We start from the raw sequence: 15,005 nt of genomic DNA, 5'->3' as shown, positions 1-15,005 counted from the left end.
CTATGCCACATTTCGATTCTATAACCAAGTACAGTCTTAAAGATGGGCGTTAATAAGGTAAGAATAAGCGGAAATTTGCGCAGTTTCTTCACAGCTTTTAAGGTGTCGCTTAAGAAAATCAGCCAATGCTTAAGCATAGATAAACCCTTTTAGGTGGCTTAAGGGCAACGTGGCGGAAAAAAGGCATGTTCTCATTGAATGTGAATGGACTCTTACGCGCGGGTGAAATGTATTTGGGCAAAATTTTGTATAGTATTTGAGGTGCACTGCCATGACCCTTTCCCCAACCCGTCGCTCGACGCTCAAGCTTCTGGCCGCAGGGGCCGCAAGCTTTGTCTTGCCTGTATTTGGGGCAGGGCGCGCTGACGCCGCTGTTACCGCCCTCAAGCAATCCATTGCTGAAGCTGCCGCGCGCGATGAGTCCCTGTCGGCCTTCTACCGCGAACGCAACTACAAGCCAGTGTTCGTGGGCAACGGTGATGGACGTCGTCGCAGCGCACTGTTGAAGGCACTGGGATCCGCTGATGATCACGGTTTGCCGGCAAAAGCATATGACGTTGATGGTCTGAAGGCCGCAATGAAGGCCGCAAAGAACCCAAGCGACCGCGGACGTGTTGAGGTTGAAGCAGCGAAGCGCATGTTGGATTATGCAGATCACATGCGCTCTGGTGTGATTAACCCGCGCAGTGTCGACAACCTTATTGTGATGGAGGTTCAGCACTATGATCGTGCCTCCACGATTGATGCGTTTTCCAAGTCCAACCCTGCGGCTTTCTTAAAGAAGATGGCACCTAGCAAGCCCGAATATGTGCGCTTGCAAAAAGAAAAACTAAAGCTTGAAAAGCTACTCGCTAAAGGTGGTTGGGGCGACAAGGTTCAAGCCAAATCACTGAAGCCAGGCCAGTCCGGAGCTACCGTTGTTCAACTTCGCAACCGCTTGATCCGTATGGGCTATCTGCGCAAGTCTGCGTCGCAAAGCTATGATGCATCGATCCAAGGCGCAGTTCAGAAGTTTCAGGTCAACCACGGCCTGTCTCCGGACGGTGTGGCTGGCAGCTCGACCATTACGCAGCTCAACAAGAACCCACAAGAGCGGCTGCAACAAGTCCTCGTCGCGATGGAGCGTCAACGCTGGAATAGCCGTCCCGTTGAGAAGAACCACGTCTGGGTTAACATTCCTGACTTCCACGTCGACCTGATGAAAAACGGCAAATCCACGTTCCGCTCGCGGGTTGTTGTCGGCAAGGATACTGGCGATCGCCGGACGCCTGAATTCTCGGACGTTATGGAATATATGGTGATTAACCCTAGCTGGTATGTCCCTCGCTCCATCGTGACGAAAGAATATCTACCTTTGCTGAAACGTAACAAAGGTGCTGCGGGGCAATTGCAGATTATTGGGCGCAACGGCAAGCCGGTGAACCGGAATTCCATCAACTTCTCAAAATATAACGAGAAGAACTTCCCGTATTCGATGAAGCAACCTCCGTCCAAGGGGAATGCTTTGGGCTTGGTGAAGTTCATCTTCCCAAACCAGCACAACATTTACCTGCATGATACGCCGTCCAAGTCCTTGTTTGGGCGCGAGTCGCGTGCGTTTAGCCATGGGTGTATCCGTGTGCATAAGCCGTTTGACTTTGCCTATGCGCTTTTGGCGAACCAGCAATCAGACCCAGAAGGCTTTTTCCAAGGCGTGTTGCGCACTAAGTCCGAGCGCCGCGTGAACTTGCAAACACCTCTGCCAGTGCACCTCGTCTACTATACTGCTTGGGTCGATGCTAAGGGCAACGCGCATTACCGCGATGACGTTTACAGGCGTGATACGCAGATTTTTGCTGCCCTGAGCCGTGCTGGGGTTTCGCTGCGTTCGGTAGCCAGCTAAACATCTGACTTAGGTCTTTCGGGCGCATTGTGGGCTGACCACGGTGCGCCTTTTTCTTTGCGGAGAGCATATGACATGACAGAATTTACCCTGACCCAAATCGCTACCGCGCTTGGCGCAACGCTAGAGGGCAACGGTGATCTTGTCATGTCGGGCGCGTCAGAGCCCGCGACAGCTAAAGCCGATCAGCTGGCTTTGGCCATGGATCCGAAATACGCGGACGGATTGGCGAAGGGTGCGGCTCAGGCGGCGATCTTGTGGCAGGGCGCTGATTGGCAAGCGCTTGGTCTGAAGGCTGGTATTTTCGTGCCGCGTCCACGTTACGCCATGTCGGGCTTAACCACGTTGATGGATCCCGGACCTGAAATAGACGAAGGCATTCACGCGATGGCCGTGGTTCATCCAAGCGCCAACATTGGCGAGGGTGCCGCAATCGGACCCTTTGTTACAATCGGGCGCGATGTGACGGTTGGTGTTAACGCACGCATTGCGTCGCATGTCTCGATCTCAGAGGGATCAACTATAGGCGATAACGCCTTGATACTGAACGGTGTTCGTATAGGTGCGCGTGTTCAAATTGGTGCAAACTTCATCGCGCAACCCGGATGTGTGATTGGTGCTGATGGCTTCTCCTTCGTCACACCTGAGAAAAGCGGCGTTGAAAATGCGCGTCAATCCTTGGGAGATCAAGGCGAGGCGTCGCAGCAAAGCTGGACACGAATTCATTCTTTGGGTGGGGTCACAATCGGCGACAATGTGGAAGTTGGTGCGAACTCCACGATTGATCGCGGAACAATTAGGAACACCTCCATTGGGAACGGCACTAAGCTCGATAACCTCGTCCATATCGGACACAATGTTCAAGTTGGCGATGATTGCCTGTTTTGTGGTCAGGCAGGGGTCGCAGGGTCGTCACGTATCGGCAACCGCGTCGTTTTAGCCGGGCAGTGCGGGGTGACCGATAATATCTTCGTAGGCGATGATGTTATCGCGGGCGGTGCCAGCAAAATTTTCACCAATGCGCCAGCGGGTCGAGTTTTGCTTGGCTATCCTGCGGTGAAAATGGAGAGCCATATAGAGATGCAGAAGTCATTGCGCCGGCTGCCGAGGTTTATGAAGGTTTTAAGACAAGACAAATAGCTTGTAGCAATACCTAACATGAATGCTTAAATCTGTCCCCAGACAACCTAATGTCGAGGGAAGAGTAATGGTGACCGTCAAAGATCAAGTGATCGAAATCATCGCAGAACAAGCCGTTCTGGAGGTGCAAGACGTGAAGATGGACGCCACACTCGAAGACTTGGGCATAGACAGTCTAGGGCTGGTGGAGAGCATCTTCGCCATCGAAGAAGCCTTTGATATATCCGTGCCCTTTAACGCGAATGATCCTAAGTCCAGTGAATTTGATATCACCAGCGTGACCAGCATTGTCACCGCCGTCGAGGGCCTTGTGGCCGCGCAAAAAGGGTAGCGGCACGATGCATCGGGTCGTCATCACTGGGCAGGGGACTATCAACGCACTTGGCGCGGATGTCGCGAGTACCTTGGATGCCTTCAAGGCAGGGCGATGCGGCATCGATGTGTTGGACATTCGCGATGTGGACCGGTTGGCGATCAAAATCGGTGGCCAAGTCAAAAATTATGAGCCCAATGAGCTGTTCAACCGTCAGCAAATCGCTCTTTATGATCGCTACACACAGTTCTCCCTTCTTGCGGGGCGCGAAGCCATTGCCCAGTCAGGGTTGACGTTTTCGGGGCAGTTGGCAGCGGAAGCGGGGGTTGTCCTAGGGACCGCTGGCGGCGGGATGAACACTCAGGACGAAAATTACCGCGCCGTATACGAGGAAGGCAAAAACCGCGTTCACCCCTTCGTGGTGCCTAAACTGATGAACAACGCTGCCGCGTCGCATTTGTCGATGGAATATAACCTCAAGGGACCTTCATTTACCGTGGCCACGGCGTGTGCGTCGTCCAATCACGCAATGGGGCAGGCCTTTCAGTTCGTACGCTCTGGCATGGCCAAGGCGATGGTCACTGGTGGCAGCGAGTCGATGTTGTGTTTTGGCGGCGTGAAGGCGTGGGAAGGTCTGCGCGTCATGACCAAGGATACCTGTCGCCCGTTCTCGGCCAACCGCAATGGAATGGTGCAAGGCGAGGGCGCGGCGATCTTCGTCTTTGAGGAATATGAGCACGCCAAAGCCCGTGACGCCGACATTCTGGCCGAAGTTATTGGATTTGCGATGTCGTCGGATGCCGCTGACATTGTGATGCCCTCAAAACAAGGGGCCGCACGCGCCATTTCAGGGGCCTTGCACGATGCGAAACTAAACCCGTCGGATGTGGCTTATATTAACGCGCATGGCACCGGCACGGCGGCCAACGATAAGACCGAATGCGCGGCGGTGGCAGATGTTTTTGGCGCACATGCGGACAAATTGATGATGTCATCGACCAAATCGATGCATGGACATGTCATCGGGGGTACCGGCGCGATTGAGCTTTTGGCCTGCATTATGGCTTTGCGTGAAGGGGTCGTCGCGCCAACTATCAACTACGACGAGCCTGACCCTGAATGTGCGTTGGACGTGGTTCCAAATGAGGCGCGCAATGCCTCTGTTGATGTGGCACTTTCCAACGCCTTTGCGTTTGGCGGAATGAACGCGGTTTTGGCGTTGCGCAAGGTCTAAAGTTCGGCCTGCAGATGTGCCGCCATAGCTTCGATTTGATCTGAGCTATCGCCCCCGATCAACAAATAAGCGTAAGTTCCGTCAGACCAGCTTGCGGCTTCTAGATCCTCTAGCTTCATGGTTGCCAACTTCGCGCTATCCTTCGATTTGATGATGCAAAGCGCAATAGGTGCTCCATTCTCGGTGACATATGCAAGTTGCACCAATGGCTTTCCTTTGAAGCCCAGCAGTTGCGCCCGCTTATAAGTCAAGCCAGGGACTTCGGTTGCAGAATTCAATTCACGCCCAAGAGTTTGTGAAACTCGGGTCAGTTGACTGGATGTTTCTGACGGCGTCTGTTCCACAACACTTAAGGTATCCGCGACATAGAGGGCTTGATACGCCGCCACATAGTCGTGCCAAGATGAGTTGGCGGACGGTGAGTTTCCGAAAAATACGCCTAAGGCTACGCCTGCAGCTAATGCTACCGAGGCTGCAATCGACGCGGTTCTAGCTTTAATTCCTGTGTAGACCGGCCCGTTTGGTATCAAATCTGCAGGCATGTCACGAAGCATCGTATCAAACGCAGGGCGCAAGCCTTCAATCGGCGCGTCCAGTGCATCTAGTTGTGCCTGCAAGCTCGGATCATGCGACAACGCATCTTCAATGCGTTGCATTTCGAGTTTGCTGAGCGCGCCATCAAGGTAGGCGGTTAACGTTTCATCGCTGATGTTTGTGTCTTGCGTCATGCGATCCGGCTTTCAGAAAGAGGTAAATTGGTTTTCAATGTCTTTCGAGCCGCTGAGAGACGGCTCATAACGGTTCCGATTGGAATTTGTAATACATCAGCTGCTTCGCGGTAACTGAACCCTTCTACGTAAACAAGCATTACGGTTGTTCGTTGTGCTTCAGGTAGGGCTTGTACATGGGATAACACCTCACTGACGAAAATATTCGTTTCAGCTGATGGCTCATTGGATGGAAGGTTCGCGTCTTCCACAGCTACAATGCCACCGCCGTGACGTACCGATTTTGCACGCAACTCATTAAACCAAATGCGTTGGGCGATGCGGAAAACCCATCGGTCAAGATGGGTCCCTTTCTCAAACTGATGCGCTTTTTCGAGTGCGCGCAAACAAGTCGATTGTGTCAGGTCATGCGCAATATCAGAGCTTTTCGTCAAAACGACACAGTACCGCCAAAGGCGAGGCGTTATGCTTGGTAGCCCGTTTCGAACTTCGTCCAGATGGGATTTTTTTGAAAACAGGCGAATAAAATTTACCTCTGAAGGGTTACCTCGGTGTCGGACGCTTCAATTGCGCTTGGCTGGAACATAATGAGAGGACCCAAAATGAAAAAGACTTTTATCGCTGCTATCGTCGCATGTACCGCGATTGTGAGCACTCCGGCATTTTCAGGCGACATCGCCCCTGTGCCTGGCGCTCAGCAATATTTCATCAACTTAAGTGATGGTGATACGGTCACAAGCCCTGTGAAAGTGCTGTTCGGCATAAGTGGAATGGGCGTGGCACCTGCTGGCGTTGAAAAGGAAGGCACAGGGCATCATCATTTGTTGATCGATCGTCCGGCGTTGGGAAAAGGCGAGGATGGGATGGAGGAATATGACTACGGCCTCGTAGGGTCGGACAACTTGATCCATTATGGTGGTGGTCAAACCGAAACTACACTGGAGTTACCTGCGGGCGAGCATACGTTGCAGCTTGTTTTTGGAGATTTGAACCACGTGCCATTCGAGCCGACGGTTGAAACTTCTATCATCACAATTACCGTTACCGAGTAATCGATTTGGCGGAGACCTGTTTTAGGTCTCCGTCTTAACTATGCGGCCCGCTTGCGCGCCTCGTTCGCGGTAGGGGGTGGTGTTGTAATGCGCACGGTAGCACTTTGAGAAATGCGACGGTGAGGCAAAGCCGCAGGCCAAAGCGACGTTGATAACGCTCATATCGGTCTGCATGAGCAAGTTGCGGGCTTTTTGAAGCCGAATTTCCATGTAGTAACGCTTGGGCGAGCGGTTCAAGTAGCGGCGGAACAGGCGCTCGAGTTGGCGAGTGGACATCCCGACCTCTTTGGCCAAAAGCGAGGGGCTGATAGGCTCCTCTACATTGGTCTCCATCATCTGGATGACGCGGCTCAATTTCGGGTGGCGCACACCGATCCGCGTGGGAATCGACAAGCGCTGTTGGTCCTGATCCGTTCGAATGGATGAATAAATCTGTTGATCAGCCACCATATTGGCCACTTCTTCACCAAGATCAGAGGCGATGATCTTCAGCATCAGGTCAATCGACGAGGTTCCGCCAGCTGTGGTCATCCGGTTGCCGTCTACGACAAAGACCGATTTGGTCAACTCGACCTCATCGAATTCTTCCATGAAGCTGTCTTGGTTTTCCCAATGAATGGTCGCGCGTTTGCCGTCTAGAAGGCCGGCGCGGGCCAAAGAATACGCCGCGGTGCAAAGGGCCCCGATGGTCACCCCACGACGGGCCTCGCGGCGAATCCAATTGAGTAGGCGTTTTGTCGTGGCATCCTGAATGTTGGTGCCACCGCACAGAATTACCGTGGAATCACGCGGAACCTCTTCAAGATCCATGTCCAATTTGTAGCTAATGCCGCATGAACAGGTGCTGCTCTCGCCACCTTCGCCGGCCAACACCCACTCATAGCTGTCGGGGGCCATTCGGTTCGCGATGCGCAGCGCGTCAACCGCGCCTGCAAAGCTCAACATGGTGAAACTTTCCATTAAAACGAAAATATAACGCCGTTTCTTATGCGAAGATCCCGTGTCCGGATTAGGTGTATTTGAGTAAGACAAGCGGCAGACCTCCCGATTACGATAGCCACATGGAATTCAGATTGATCCGGTTCAGCAGGAGGGACAATCCACCGTTCAAGCCTTAGCTGAGTTTTCGTCATTGGCAAGCCCCTGAGTGTGAGGTTATACACAGGGCCTATTAGCGATACCGCTATCATTTTTGGAGTATGAGACCATGGCACAGGCTTGGAAGAAGTCGGACTGGCGCAACAAACCACGCGTACAGATGCCCGACTATTTGGACGCAGACGCTCTCGCGGCGGTTGAGGCCCAACTTTCACAGTATCCGCCGTTGGTTTTTGCTGGCGAGGCCCGCAAGTTGAAAGCGTCTTTGGCCTCCGTTTCGCGCGGCGAAGCGTTCTTGCTGCAAGGCGGCGATTGCGCCGAGAGTTTCGCGGAATTCTCTGCGGATGGCATTCGCGATACCTTCAAGGTCATGCTGCAGATGGCAATGGTTCTGACCTACGGCGCGAAAGTGCCCGTGGTCAAAGTTGGCCGCATGGCTGGCCAATTCGCCAAGCCACGCTCTGCTCCGACGGAGACGAAGGATGGCGTGGAGCTGCCAAGCTACCGCGGCGACATCATCAACGAGCTGGATTTCACACCTGAAGCGCGGATCCCGAACGCCAGCAAAATGTTGCAGGCCTACACGCAGTCCGCAGCGTCGCTGAACTTGCTTCGCGCATTCTCTACGGGTGGTTACGCTGACGTGCACCAAGTGCATGCTTGGACCCTCGGCTTTACCGAAAGCGAGAAGGCCGCGCAATACCGTGAGCTGGCGAATAACATCTCCGATGCGCTGGACTTCATGAAGGCAGCAGGCGTGACGCAAGAAACTGCACACACGTTGCAATCCGTGGACTTCTACACATCGCACGAAGCGCTGCTTCTAGAGTATGAAGAGGCTCTCTGCCGCATCGACAGCACATCCGGCCTGCCTGTAGCTGGCTCAGGTCACATGATCTGGATCGGCGACCGCACACGTCAGCCTGATGGCGCCCACGTGGAATTTGCACGCGGTGTTCAAAACCCCATCGGTTTGAAATGTGGCCCGACAACAACGGCCGAAGACCTCAAGGTTCTGATGAACAAGCTGAACCCAGAGAACGAGGCAGGTCGTCTGACCCTGATCGCGCGCTTTGGTGCTGGTAGCGTAGGTGAGCACCTGCCACGTCTGATCAAAACCGTGAAAGAAGAGGGCGCCAACGTCGTTTGGACCTGTGACCCAATGCACGGCAACACGATCAAATCGTCCACGGGCTATAAAACGCGCCCATTCGATTCCGTACTGCGCGAAGTGCGCGAGTTCTTTGGGGTTCATGCTGCGGAAGGCACTGTCCCAGGTGGCGTGCATTTCGAGATGACCGGCAAGGATGTGACAGAATGCACCGGCGGTGTCCGTGCTGTCACAGACGAGGACCTGTCGGATAGGTACCACACGGCTTGTGACCCACGCTTGAATGCGTCTCAATCGCTTGAGCTGGCGTTCTTGGTGTCCGAAGAGCTATCAGCACTTCGCAGCGAAAAGAAGCGCGCAGCGGTGTAAGCGTTAGGCAAATCCAATTGAAAAAGCCGGGTCTTAGTGCCCGGCTTTTTTTATTAGCTATCGGCGTCGTCGCTTACCACAAGTCGAAGGGCAGGGCGTGGCTCGCTGGTGAAGCCTTCTTGCGCCTCTGCGAAGGCCGCGACCCGAGGGGATGGGGCTTGTGTGTAAGTGTCGGAGGCAATCTCGCGTGTCTGCTCGCCGTTCAGTAAGCTTGTGACGCGGGTTTCCAGCACTTTGAAGCGACGAGGCGAGATGCCTACAACCCCTTCTGAAACCAAACAGCCAATCGCGCGATTGATCTGCCCCGCATCACTTTTTAAAGGCAAAATAAGCAGTCGAGCCCGTAAAGGCGTCACGTTCATGTCGTCAGACGATAGAATATATTCATGAATTTCAGGCTGAGTGAAAACGCGTTCCAACATCGCCGAAAAACGTGTGCGGCTTTCTGGGGATATGAAGGAGCGTAGTGGCATTCCGTTCACTTCCATCCCCATGAGGTCATTCAGGTGCATACCAGCCAGACGAAACCGTATTGCGCCCGGTTGAAGGCGTTCGATAATGAAGCCGTATTCCAAGGCGCCGGCGATCTCGCGCGGGTCAATTTCGGATCGTAAAGGTACCAAACGGCCACATCGCAGGCTCTCCCAGTATCCGCGCATTTCGCTTAATGCAGAGACATCGCGCTTGGCCTGATGTTGCCACAGGGAAACGACCTCTGCTTTATGTGGATTAGGGCTACCTTGCTGCGCCATCTGTCTACTCCTTTTTCGGCCCCCCGGCCGTCGTGTTGCTTTGGCCGCTGATGGAATACGTTGCGGCAAACTTCGCGGTTTGCTACCTCGAAGTTGATAAAGATTTCTGTTGTCTTAATATGGCATGAAAGTTGCCCTAAGTGGGTTTCTAAAGTGTTAATAGGTTAATCCACTATGATCAGATCCATGACCGCCTTCGCTTCTAACACAGGCCGTGCCGGCGCGTCGGCATGGGTGCTTGAGATGCGCGGGGTGAACGCCAAAGGGCTTGATATCCGTCTGCGGCTCCCAGAGCGTCTGATGCCCAAAGAGCAAGCCATACGTGCCAAGATCGCCAAAGCCTTCTCGCGCGGCAACATCAGCGTGACGCTGCGTGTCGAGGACGACAAAGCCGACGGCATTGTGCAGATGGATGAGGATGTGCTGGAAAGCTACATCAATTCCGCCATTCGGGTGCGCACGATTGCCAAGAACAAGGGGCTGAAACTCACCGAAGCGTCCGCGCCGGATTATCTTGGCCTGCGCGGGGTGATGCGCAGTGACATCGATTCTGGTCCCTTGCCTGAGGCCGAGATATTGCAAAGCTTCGATGAGGCCATTGATGCCTTCGGTGAGATGCGCGCCTCGGAAGGACTAGCACTGGGTGTTGTCTTGCGTGATCAACTCGGCCAGATCGCCTCCCTAACCCAAGAGGCCGCCAAGCTGGCGGAGGCTCGAAAAGATCAAGTGGCACAAACGCTAAAGACCAATCTGGCCCGCGTGATGGATAACGTGGACGGCGCGGACCCTGACCGTGTTGCACAAGAATTGGCCTTGTTGGCGGTGAAGGCAGATGTGTCCGAGGAGATCGACCGTTTGATTGCGCATGTGGTTGCCGCAGAAACCTTGCTGGCAGGCGACGGCCCTGTTGGGCGCAAACTGGATTTCCTGATGCAAGAGTTCAACCGCGAGGCGAATACTCTGTGTTCCAAGTCTGGATCACCGGAACTCACTCGGGTTGGCCTTGACCTTAAAGCTGTGATCGACCAGATGCGTGAGCAAGTTCAAAACGTGGAGTAGCCATGACCGACCGTCGCGGAATTCTGATCATCTTGTCGTCACCATCAGGGGCGGGGAAGTCAACTTTGGCGGGCCGCTTGATGAAATGGGACGACACGTTGTCCTTTTCGGTCTCGGCCACCACGCGCCAACCCCGTGAAGGGGAACAGGACGGGCGCGAATATTTTTTCCGCACTCATGATGAATTTCGGCGGATGGTCGATGAAGATGACATGCTTGAGCACGCTGAAGTGTTCGACAATCTCTACGGCTCTCCGAAGGGGCCTGTTGAGGAGGCGATCAGTGACGGGCGTGATGTGATCTTCGACATTGACTGGCAGGGGGGGCAGCAAGTGCGCAACTCTGGGCTGGCGGAAGACGTTGTGTCGATCTTCATCCTACCACCATCTATCATTGAGCTTGAAAAGCGCCTGCGGTCGCGTGCGCAAGATAGCGACGAGGTGATCGCGGCCCGCATGCAGAAAAGCCGCGATGAGATTAGCCACTGGGCTGAATATGACTACTGCCTGATTAACCATGACATTGACGTGGCCGAGCAGGAGTTGCGTGCAATCCTAACCGCAGAGCGCCTGAAACGGTCGCGCCAACCGGGGCTGATGACCTTGGTGCGCGACTTGAATGAGCAATATGAGGCGCGTCAATGACCTTGTACGCGCTGGACGGTGTCTCACCAAAACTCCCCAAGGGCGATGACTTTTGGATCGCACCAGATGCCAACCTGATTGGCGACGTGCTGATCGAGGTGGCCGCCTCGGTCTGGTTTGGCAGCACCTTGCGCGGTGACAATGAACGCATCACCGTGGGCCAAGGCTCCAACATTCAAGAAAACTGCGTGCTACACACCGACATGGGTTACCCGCTGATGATCGGCGCCAATTGCACGATTGGCCATAAGGCGATGCTGCATGGTTGTATTATCGGCGAAGGCTCCCTGATCGGCATGGGGGCAACGGTCCTGAACGGGGCCAAGATCGGCAAAGGGTGCTTGATCGGGGCAGGGGCGCTCGTGACCGAGGGCAAGGAAATTCCAGACGGCTCACTTGTAATGGGTGCACCCGGCAAGATCATTCGCGAGTTGGATGCTCAAGCGCAGCAAGGGCTGATCAATTCTGCGCTGGCTTATCAGGCCAACATGCGTCGGTTTCGCGCTGGTCTTAAACCTGTCTAAATCTCATACCGCAATGACGCGGCGCTGTCGGAATAGCCTGCCATGATGGGCTTTCCCATCTGATCGAGCGCCTCGCGCAGCAACACAAACTGGATATGGGCGGGCTGTATATCATCGACGTCTATGACCGCGCCGTTTAGACGGCTCCAAGGGTTCTCCTCAACCCTGATCTTGGTGCCATAAGCCTGCATCTGCCATTGACCGCGATCCTCTCGAACCACGATCTTACCACCCGCCGGCAAAACAACTTCCAAGCATAGAACGCCCAATAACGCGACCTTCGCCTCTATTCTGCTGACATCGGAAGTGGGTTCCCACATCACTTGGATGCGTCCGGTCTTATAGCAATCGCCCAACAATCTAACGATATCACTACGGGCCATACGTTGACCGGCGGTGGCAGAGCCAAAGGCCAGCCGGAACAGGCGTACACGAGCATTGGCGTTGGAAATGCTCTCTTCTATTAGCTCAAGCTCAGGCGTGCGTTGCAGGCCAGACATCATAAGCAGCTCAAGCCCGTTGCTGATCGCGCCGATTGGGCTAATTAGGTCGTGGCAAATGCGGGAGGCCAATAGCGAAGTGGCATCCTTTAGGGTATCATGCTGGAAATCACTTTCAGCTACGTTGGAGCGGGCTTTGTCGGACAATATGAACTCCTTGTTGGAACCTGGTATGCTGGTGCGCAATCCAGCCGAGCCTGAATGGGGTCTTGGACAAGTTCAATCTAACATAAACGGTAAATTAACGGTTAATTTTGAGAATATGGGCAAAATGACTTTGGAAAGTGCTAAAATTACATTGCTTCAAGAACGTAATGTTTAGCTATGCCGAACGACGATAAATTTATGGCAAAAGATACCCCGAAATTTTCTACTCGGCTGGCCCAAAATGCCGAAGATTTGCGCGCGGCACAGCACCTGCGTTACCGTGTGTTTGTGGAGGAGCTTGGCGGACATAGCGAAGGCGTGGACCACGAGGCGCAACTGGAATGCGACCGCTTCGATCCGTTCTTCGATCACCTTATTTTGCTGGATCATTCGCGTAAAGATGACCGTGATCAAGTGGTTGGTGTCTACCGGCTTCTGCGCGGTGATGTTGCCAGCAATGGCATGGGGTTCTACAGCGGGTCTGAATTTGATCTAGCGCCTCTCAAGGCCTCTGGCCGGCGGTTGCTGGAGTTGGGGCGCTCATGCGTACACCCCGACTACCGTGGCGGGGCCGCGATGTACCATCTGTGGCAAGGGTTGGCACAGTATGTGGAGACCCACCAAATTGAGGTCATGTTCGGCGTGGCATCATTTCACGGAACTAAGATTGACGAGGTTGCGCAATCCCTGTCGAATCTGCACCACGCGTATCTGGCCCCGAAGGAGTTGCGCCCGCGCTCTACACTCTACCAAGCGATGGATTTGATCGAGGAAAAGGACATAGACCGCGTCCAAGCGATGAAAGATACGCCGGCCTTGATAAAAGCTTACCTCAGGTTGGGTGGAAAGGTTGGGGATGGCGCTTATATAGATCATGATTTCAACACGATAGACGTGTGTTTGATTATGGATACCTTAAATTTGTCGAAGAAACACAAAGACATCTATTCGCGATCTCGCGTCAAAGAGCAGGTCGTTTTATGAGCGGGACTTGGGACAGTGGTGATCCACCTGCGCATGTGAAAATGGGGCCGGTTCAGTGGCTGCTGGTTGTTTTGCGGGGGCTGCCGCTCGGTTTGTTGGTGTTTGGCGGATTGTTGGTTTTGCTGCTTGTTCGGCTGGTTGAGAGCCCAAGACATGGGATGCAACGACCTTGGACGCCGCATATCACGCGGTTCGTGTGTCGGGCGTCGTTCGTCTTGTTGGGCATAAAGTTTTTCACAAAGGGAACACCAATGACCGAGCAGGGCGCCGTGGTCGCCAATCACAGCAGTTGGTTGGACATCTTCTCGCTGAATGCCCGAAAGCTGGTCTATTTCGTGTCCAAGTCCGAGGTCGCTAAATGGCCGGGCATCGGATGGCTTGCCCGTGCAACGGGTACCGTGTTCATAGACCGCGATCCCAAACAGGCCCGTGCACAAAAAGAGGTGTTTGAGACCCGTCTTCTTGCAGGTCACAAGCTGTTGTTTTTCCCAGAAGGCACCAGCTCCGACGGAATTAGAGTTTTACCATTCAAATCAACGCTTTTTGCGGCATTCTTTACGCCTGAGTTGCGTGATGTACTTTACGTGCAGCCTGTCACATTGTCCTACGAAGCGCCCAACGGCACTGACCCAAGGTTATACGGGTGGTGGGGCGACATGGATTTCGCGCCGCACCTGCTACAAACCTTAGCGGCGACAAGCCAAGGCCAAGTTACTGTGACCTACCATTCTCCGCTAAAGGTGTCCGACTTCGAGACACGCAAAGAACTCGCCTTTGCCTGTGAAAAGATCATTCGGTCCGGCTTGAAAATCAGCCCAGCGGCGCAAGCAATGCTTTCAAAGCAGCGCTAGGATCGTCTTTGCCCCAGATTTCCTCGCCCACGGCAAAGAAGTCGGTGTAGGGGGCAAGGCGTTCCACGGCGGCGATGTTCACTGCGCCCTCCGCGACAATCGGCAGCTCGATCATTTGCGACCACCACTCGAAGGCTTCCGTTTCGGCCATTTGCCCGTCACCCAAAGTCGTTTCACCGACAGGGCCCAAGGCCACGTAATCCGCGCCACTTTCGCCAGCGTTCATACCGTCGTGACGCGACGGGCCGCAATACGCGCCGATAACCGCGTCGTCGCCGATCTCCTTGCGCACATAACGCACCGACCGCGATCCATCGAGCAGGTGAACCCCATCAAGCCCCAGCTTCTCGACCAGCAAGAAATGGCTGTCGATCACCAAGGGAATGTCACGCGAATGCGCTTCTTCACGGATCATGTCCGCAGCGCGGGCGATTTTGTCTTCGTCCTTGGTGGCAAGGCTTAGGCGCAGGCAGGCGATCTCCACATCGTCGAGCACGCGCGACAGTTGGGTTGGAAAACTCTCCAGCTCAAACTCGGGGGGCGTGATCAGATATACTTGTGGGGTTTCAGGACCCTGTTGGGCGGTATCGTTCTGGGCCATGTCGGTCTCCCCGTTG

General features: G+C 54.2%; 18 protein-coding genes. 12 read left to right on the top strand and 6 right to left on the bottom strand.

Annotated elements, in window-relative coordinates; all coding sequences use genetic code 11:
* The first annotated feature begins 271 nt into the window (after positions 1-271).
* From ABJN86_RS02685 to ABJN86_RS02670, 4 genes are all read left to right on the top strand, one after another.
* Positions 272-1,882, top strand: a complete 1,611-nt coding sequence (locus tag ABJN86_RS02685) for a L,D-transpeptidase family protein (protein ID WP_348364198.1) — start codon at positions 272-274, stop codon at positions 1,880-1,882.
* A 75-nt stretch (positions 1,883-1,957) separates the two neighbouring features.
* Entirely contained in the window at positions 1,958-3,022 is a 1,065-nt protein-coding gene (gene lpxD / locus ABJN86_RS02680; protein WP_348364200.1) for a UDP-3-O-(3-hydroxymyristoyl)glucosamine N-acyltransferase, read from the top strand.
* Between the two features lie 67 nt (positions 3,023-3,089).
* Complete coding sequence (locus ABJN86_RS02675) at positions 3,090-3,353, top strand: acyl carrier protein (RefSeq protein ID WP_348364202.1); 264 nt, start codon at positions 3,090-3,092, stop codon at positions 3,351-3,353.
* 7 nt (positions 3,354-3,360) lie between these two features.
* Positions 3,361-4,569, top strand: a complete 1,209-nt coding sequence (locus tag ABJN86_RS02670; RefSeq protein ID WP_348364205.1) for a beta-ketoacyl-[acyl-carrier-protein] synthase family protein — start codon at positions 3,361-3,363, stop codon at positions 4,567-4,569.
* Here the strand turns inward: ABJN86_RS02670 and ABJN86_RS02665 are convergent.
* Positions 4,566-5,297, bottom strand: a complete 732-nt coding sequence (locus ABJN86_RS02665; RefSeq protein WP_348364206.1) for a hypothetical protein — start codon at positions 5,295-5,297, stop codon at positions 4,566-4,568. The genes ABJN86_RS02670 and ABJN86_RS02665 overlap by 4 nt on opposite strands.
* Positions 5,294-5,764 (bottom strand): RNA polymerase sigma factor, encoded by a 471-nt coding sequence (locus ABJN86_RS02660; RefSeq protein WP_348377618.1) that lies wholly within the window; start codon positions 5,762-5,764, stop codon positions 5,294-5,296. The genes ABJN86_RS02665 and ABJN86_RS02660 overlap by 4 nt, the downstream gene beginning before the upstream one ends.
* A 135-nt stretch (positions 5,765-5,899) precedes the next feature.
* On the opposite strand from ABJN86_RS02660, the gene ABJN86_RS02655 reads away from it, so the two are divergent.
* On the top strand, positions 5,900-6,349 hold the full coding sequence (locus tag ABJN86_RS02655; protein ID WP_348364208.1) for a DUF4399 domain-containing protein: 450 nt from the start codon (positions 5,900-5,902) through the stop codon (positions 6,347-6,349).
* Positions 6,350-6,370: 21 nt separating this feature from the next.
* On the opposite strand, the gene ABJN86_RS02650 is transcribed toward ABJN86_RS02655, so the two are convergent.
* On the bottom strand, positions 6,371-7,381 hold the full coding sequence (locus tag ABJN86_RS02650; protein WP_348364209.1) for a GlxA family transcriptional regulator: 1,011 nt from the start codon (positions 7,379-7,381) through the stop codon (positions 6,371-6,373).
* A 175-nt stretch (positions 7,382-7,556) separates the two neighbouring features.
* Here ABJN86_RS02650 and ABJN86_RS02645 point away from each other — a divergent pair, with 175 nt between their 5' ends.
* Positions 7,557-8,927: a 3-deoxy-7-phosphoheptulonate synthase class II gene (locus ABJN86_RS02645; protein WP_348364211.1), complete on the top strand. Its 1,371-nt coding sequence runs from the start codon at positions 7,557-7,559 to the stop codon at positions 8,925-8,927.
* Positions 8,928-8,980: 53 nt separating this feature from the next.
* Here ABJN86_RS02645 and ABJN86_RS02640 read toward each other — a convergent pair whose 3' ends face one another.
* On the bottom strand, positions 8,981-9,679 hold the full coding sequence (locus tag ABJN86_RS02640) for a PAS domain-containing protein (protein WP_348364213.1): 699 nt from the start codon (positions 9,677-9,679) through the stop codon (positions 8,981-8,983).
* A 186-nt stretch (positions 9,680-9,865) separates the two neighbouring features.
* Between ABJN86_RS02640 and ABJN86_RS02635 the strand changes: the two genes are divergently transcribed.
* From ABJN86_RS02635 to ABJN86_RS02625, 3 genes are read left to right on the top strand one after another with little or no spacing between them, the layout of a single operon-like run.
* Positions 9,866-10,738, top strand: a complete 873-nt coding sequence (locus ABJN86_RS02635; protein WP_348364214.1) for a YicC/YloC family endoribonuclease — start codon at positions 9,866-9,868, stop codon at positions 10,736-10,738.
* Between the two features lie 2 nt (positions 10,739-10,740).
* On the top strand, positions 10,741-11,382 hold the full coding sequence (gene gmk, locus ABJN86_RS02630) for a guanylate kinase (RefSeq protein ID WP_348364216.1): 642 nt from the start codon (positions 10,741-10,743) through the stop codon (positions 11,380-11,382).
* Positions 11,379-11,906 (top strand): gamma carbonic anhydrase family protein, encoded by a 528-nt coding sequence (locus ABJN86_RS02625; RefSeq protein WP_348364218.1) that lies wholly within the window; start codon positions 11,379-11,381, stop codon positions 11,904-11,906. Before gmk ends, ABJN86_RS02625 begins: the two co-directional genes overlap by 4 nt.
* Here ABJN86_RS02625 and ABJN86_RS02620 read toward each other — a convergent pair.
* Complete coding sequence (locus ABJN86_RS02620) at positions 11,903-12,553, bottom strand: histidine phosphotransferase family protein (RefSeq protein WP_348364219.1); 651 nt, start codon at positions 12,551-12,553, stop codon at positions 11,903-11,905. The genes ABJN86_RS02625 and ABJN86_RS02620 overlap by 4 nt on opposite strands.
* Here ABJN86_RS02620 and ABJN86_RS02615 point away from each other — a divergent pair.
* The 3 genes from ABJN86_RS02615 to ABJN86_RS02605 are packed head-to-tail and all read left to right on the top strand — an operon-like array spanning position 12,465 to position 14,388.
* Complete coding sequence (locus ABJN86_RS02615) at positions 12,465-12,728, top strand: DUF3553 domain-containing protein (RefSeq protein WP_348377612.1); 264 nt, start codon at positions 12,465-12,467, stop codon at positions 12,726-12,728. The two genes, ABJN86_RS02620 and ABJN86_RS02615, sit on opposite strands and share 89 nt — an antisense overlap.
* Positions 12,729-12,751: 23 nt before the next feature.
* Positions 12,752-13,537, top strand: coding sequence for a GNAT family N-acyltransferase (locus ABJN86_RS02610; RefSeq protein WP_348364221.1), 786 nt, complete (start codon positions 12,752-12,754; stop codon positions 13,535-13,537).
* Positions 13,534-14,388 (top strand): lysophospholipid acyltransferase family protein, encoded by an 855-nt coding sequence (locus tag ABJN86_RS02605; RefSeq protein ID WP_348364223.1) that lies wholly within the window; start codon positions 13,534-13,536, stop codon positions 14,386-14,388. The genes ABJN86_RS02610 and ABJN86_RS02605 overlap by 4 nt, the downstream gene beginning before the upstream one ends.
* Here ABJN86_RS02605 and ABJN86_RS02600 read toward each other — a convergent pair.
* On the bottom strand, positions 14,348-14,989 hold the full coding sequence (locus ABJN86_RS02600) for a thiamine phosphate synthase (protein WP_348364225.1): 642 nt from the start codon (positions 14,987-14,989) through the stop codon (positions 14,348-14,350). The two genes, ABJN86_RS02605 and ABJN86_RS02600, sit on opposite strands and share 41 nt — an antisense overlap.
* Between the last annotated feature and the right edge of the window lie 16 nt (positions 14,990-15,005).

The sequence above is a fragment of the Litoreibacter sp. genome (assembly GCF_039974535.1).
Classification (GTDB): domain Bacteria; phylum Pseudomonadota; class Alphaproteobacteria; order Rhodobacterales; family Rhodobacteraceae; genus Litoreibacter.
Note: the sequence above shows the minus strand (reverse complement) of the source record. Positions and strands in the feature narration are given on the sequence as shown.

Coding starts and splice junctions, on each gene's coding strand:
- ABJN86_RS02685 (WP_348364198.1), top strand. CDS start 272: ATGACCCTTTCCCCAACCCGTCGCTCGACGCTCAAGCTTCTGGCCGCA.
- lpxD (WP_348364200.1), top strand. CDS start 1,958: ATGACAGAATTTACCCTGACCCAAATCGCTACCGCGCTTGGCGCAACG.
- ABJN86_RS02675 (WP_348364202.1), top strand. CDS start 3,090: ATGGTGACCGTCAAAGATCAAGTGATCGAAATCATCGCAGAACAAGCC.
- ABJN86_RS02670 (WP_348364205.1), top strand. CDS start 3,361: ATGCATCGGGTCGTCATCACTGGGCAGGGGACTATCAACGCACTTGGC.
- ABJN86_RS02665 (WP_348364206.1), bottom strand. CDS start 5,297: ATGACGCAAGACACAAACATCAGCGATGAAACGTTAACCGCCTACCTT.
- ABJN86_RS02655 (WP_348364208.1), top strand. CDS start 5,900: ATGAAAAAGACTTTTATCGCTGCTATCGTCGCATGTACCGCGATTGTG.
- ABJN86_RS02645 (WP_348364211.1), top strand. CDS start 7,557: ATGGCACAGGCTTGGAAGAAGTCGGACTGGCGCAACAAACCACGCGTA.
- ABJN86_RS02640 (WP_348364213.1), bottom strand. CDS start 9,679: ATGGCGCAGCAAGGTAGCCCTAATCCACATAAAGCAGAGGTCGTTTCC.
- ABJN86_RS02635 (WP_348364214.1), top strand. CDS start 9,866: ATGACCGCCTTCGCTTCTAACACAGGCCGTGCCGGCGCGTCGGCATGG.
- gmk (WP_348364216.1), top strand. CDS start 10,741: ATGACCGACCGTCGCGGAATTCTGATCATCTTGTCGTCACCATCAGGG.
- ABJN86_RS02625 (WP_348364218.1), top strand. CDS start 11,379: ATGACCTTGTACGCGCTGGACGGTGTCTCACCAAAACTCCCCAAGGGC.
- ABJN86_RS02615 (WP_348377612.1), top strand. CDS start 12,465: ATGCGGGAGGCCAATAGCGAAGTGGCATCCTTTAGGGTATCATGCTGG.
- ABJN86_RS02610 (WP_348364221.1), top strand. CDS start 12,752: ATGGCAAAAGATACCCCGAAATTTTCTACTCGGCTGGCCCAAAATGCC.
- ABJN86_RS02605 (WP_348364223.1), top strand. CDS start 13,534: ATGAGCGGGACTTGGGACAGTGGTGATCCACCTGCGCATGTGAAAATG.
- ABJN86_RS02600 (WP_348364225.1), bottom strand. CDS start 14,989: ATGGCCCAGAACGATACCGCCCAACAGGGTCCTGAAACCCCACAAGTA.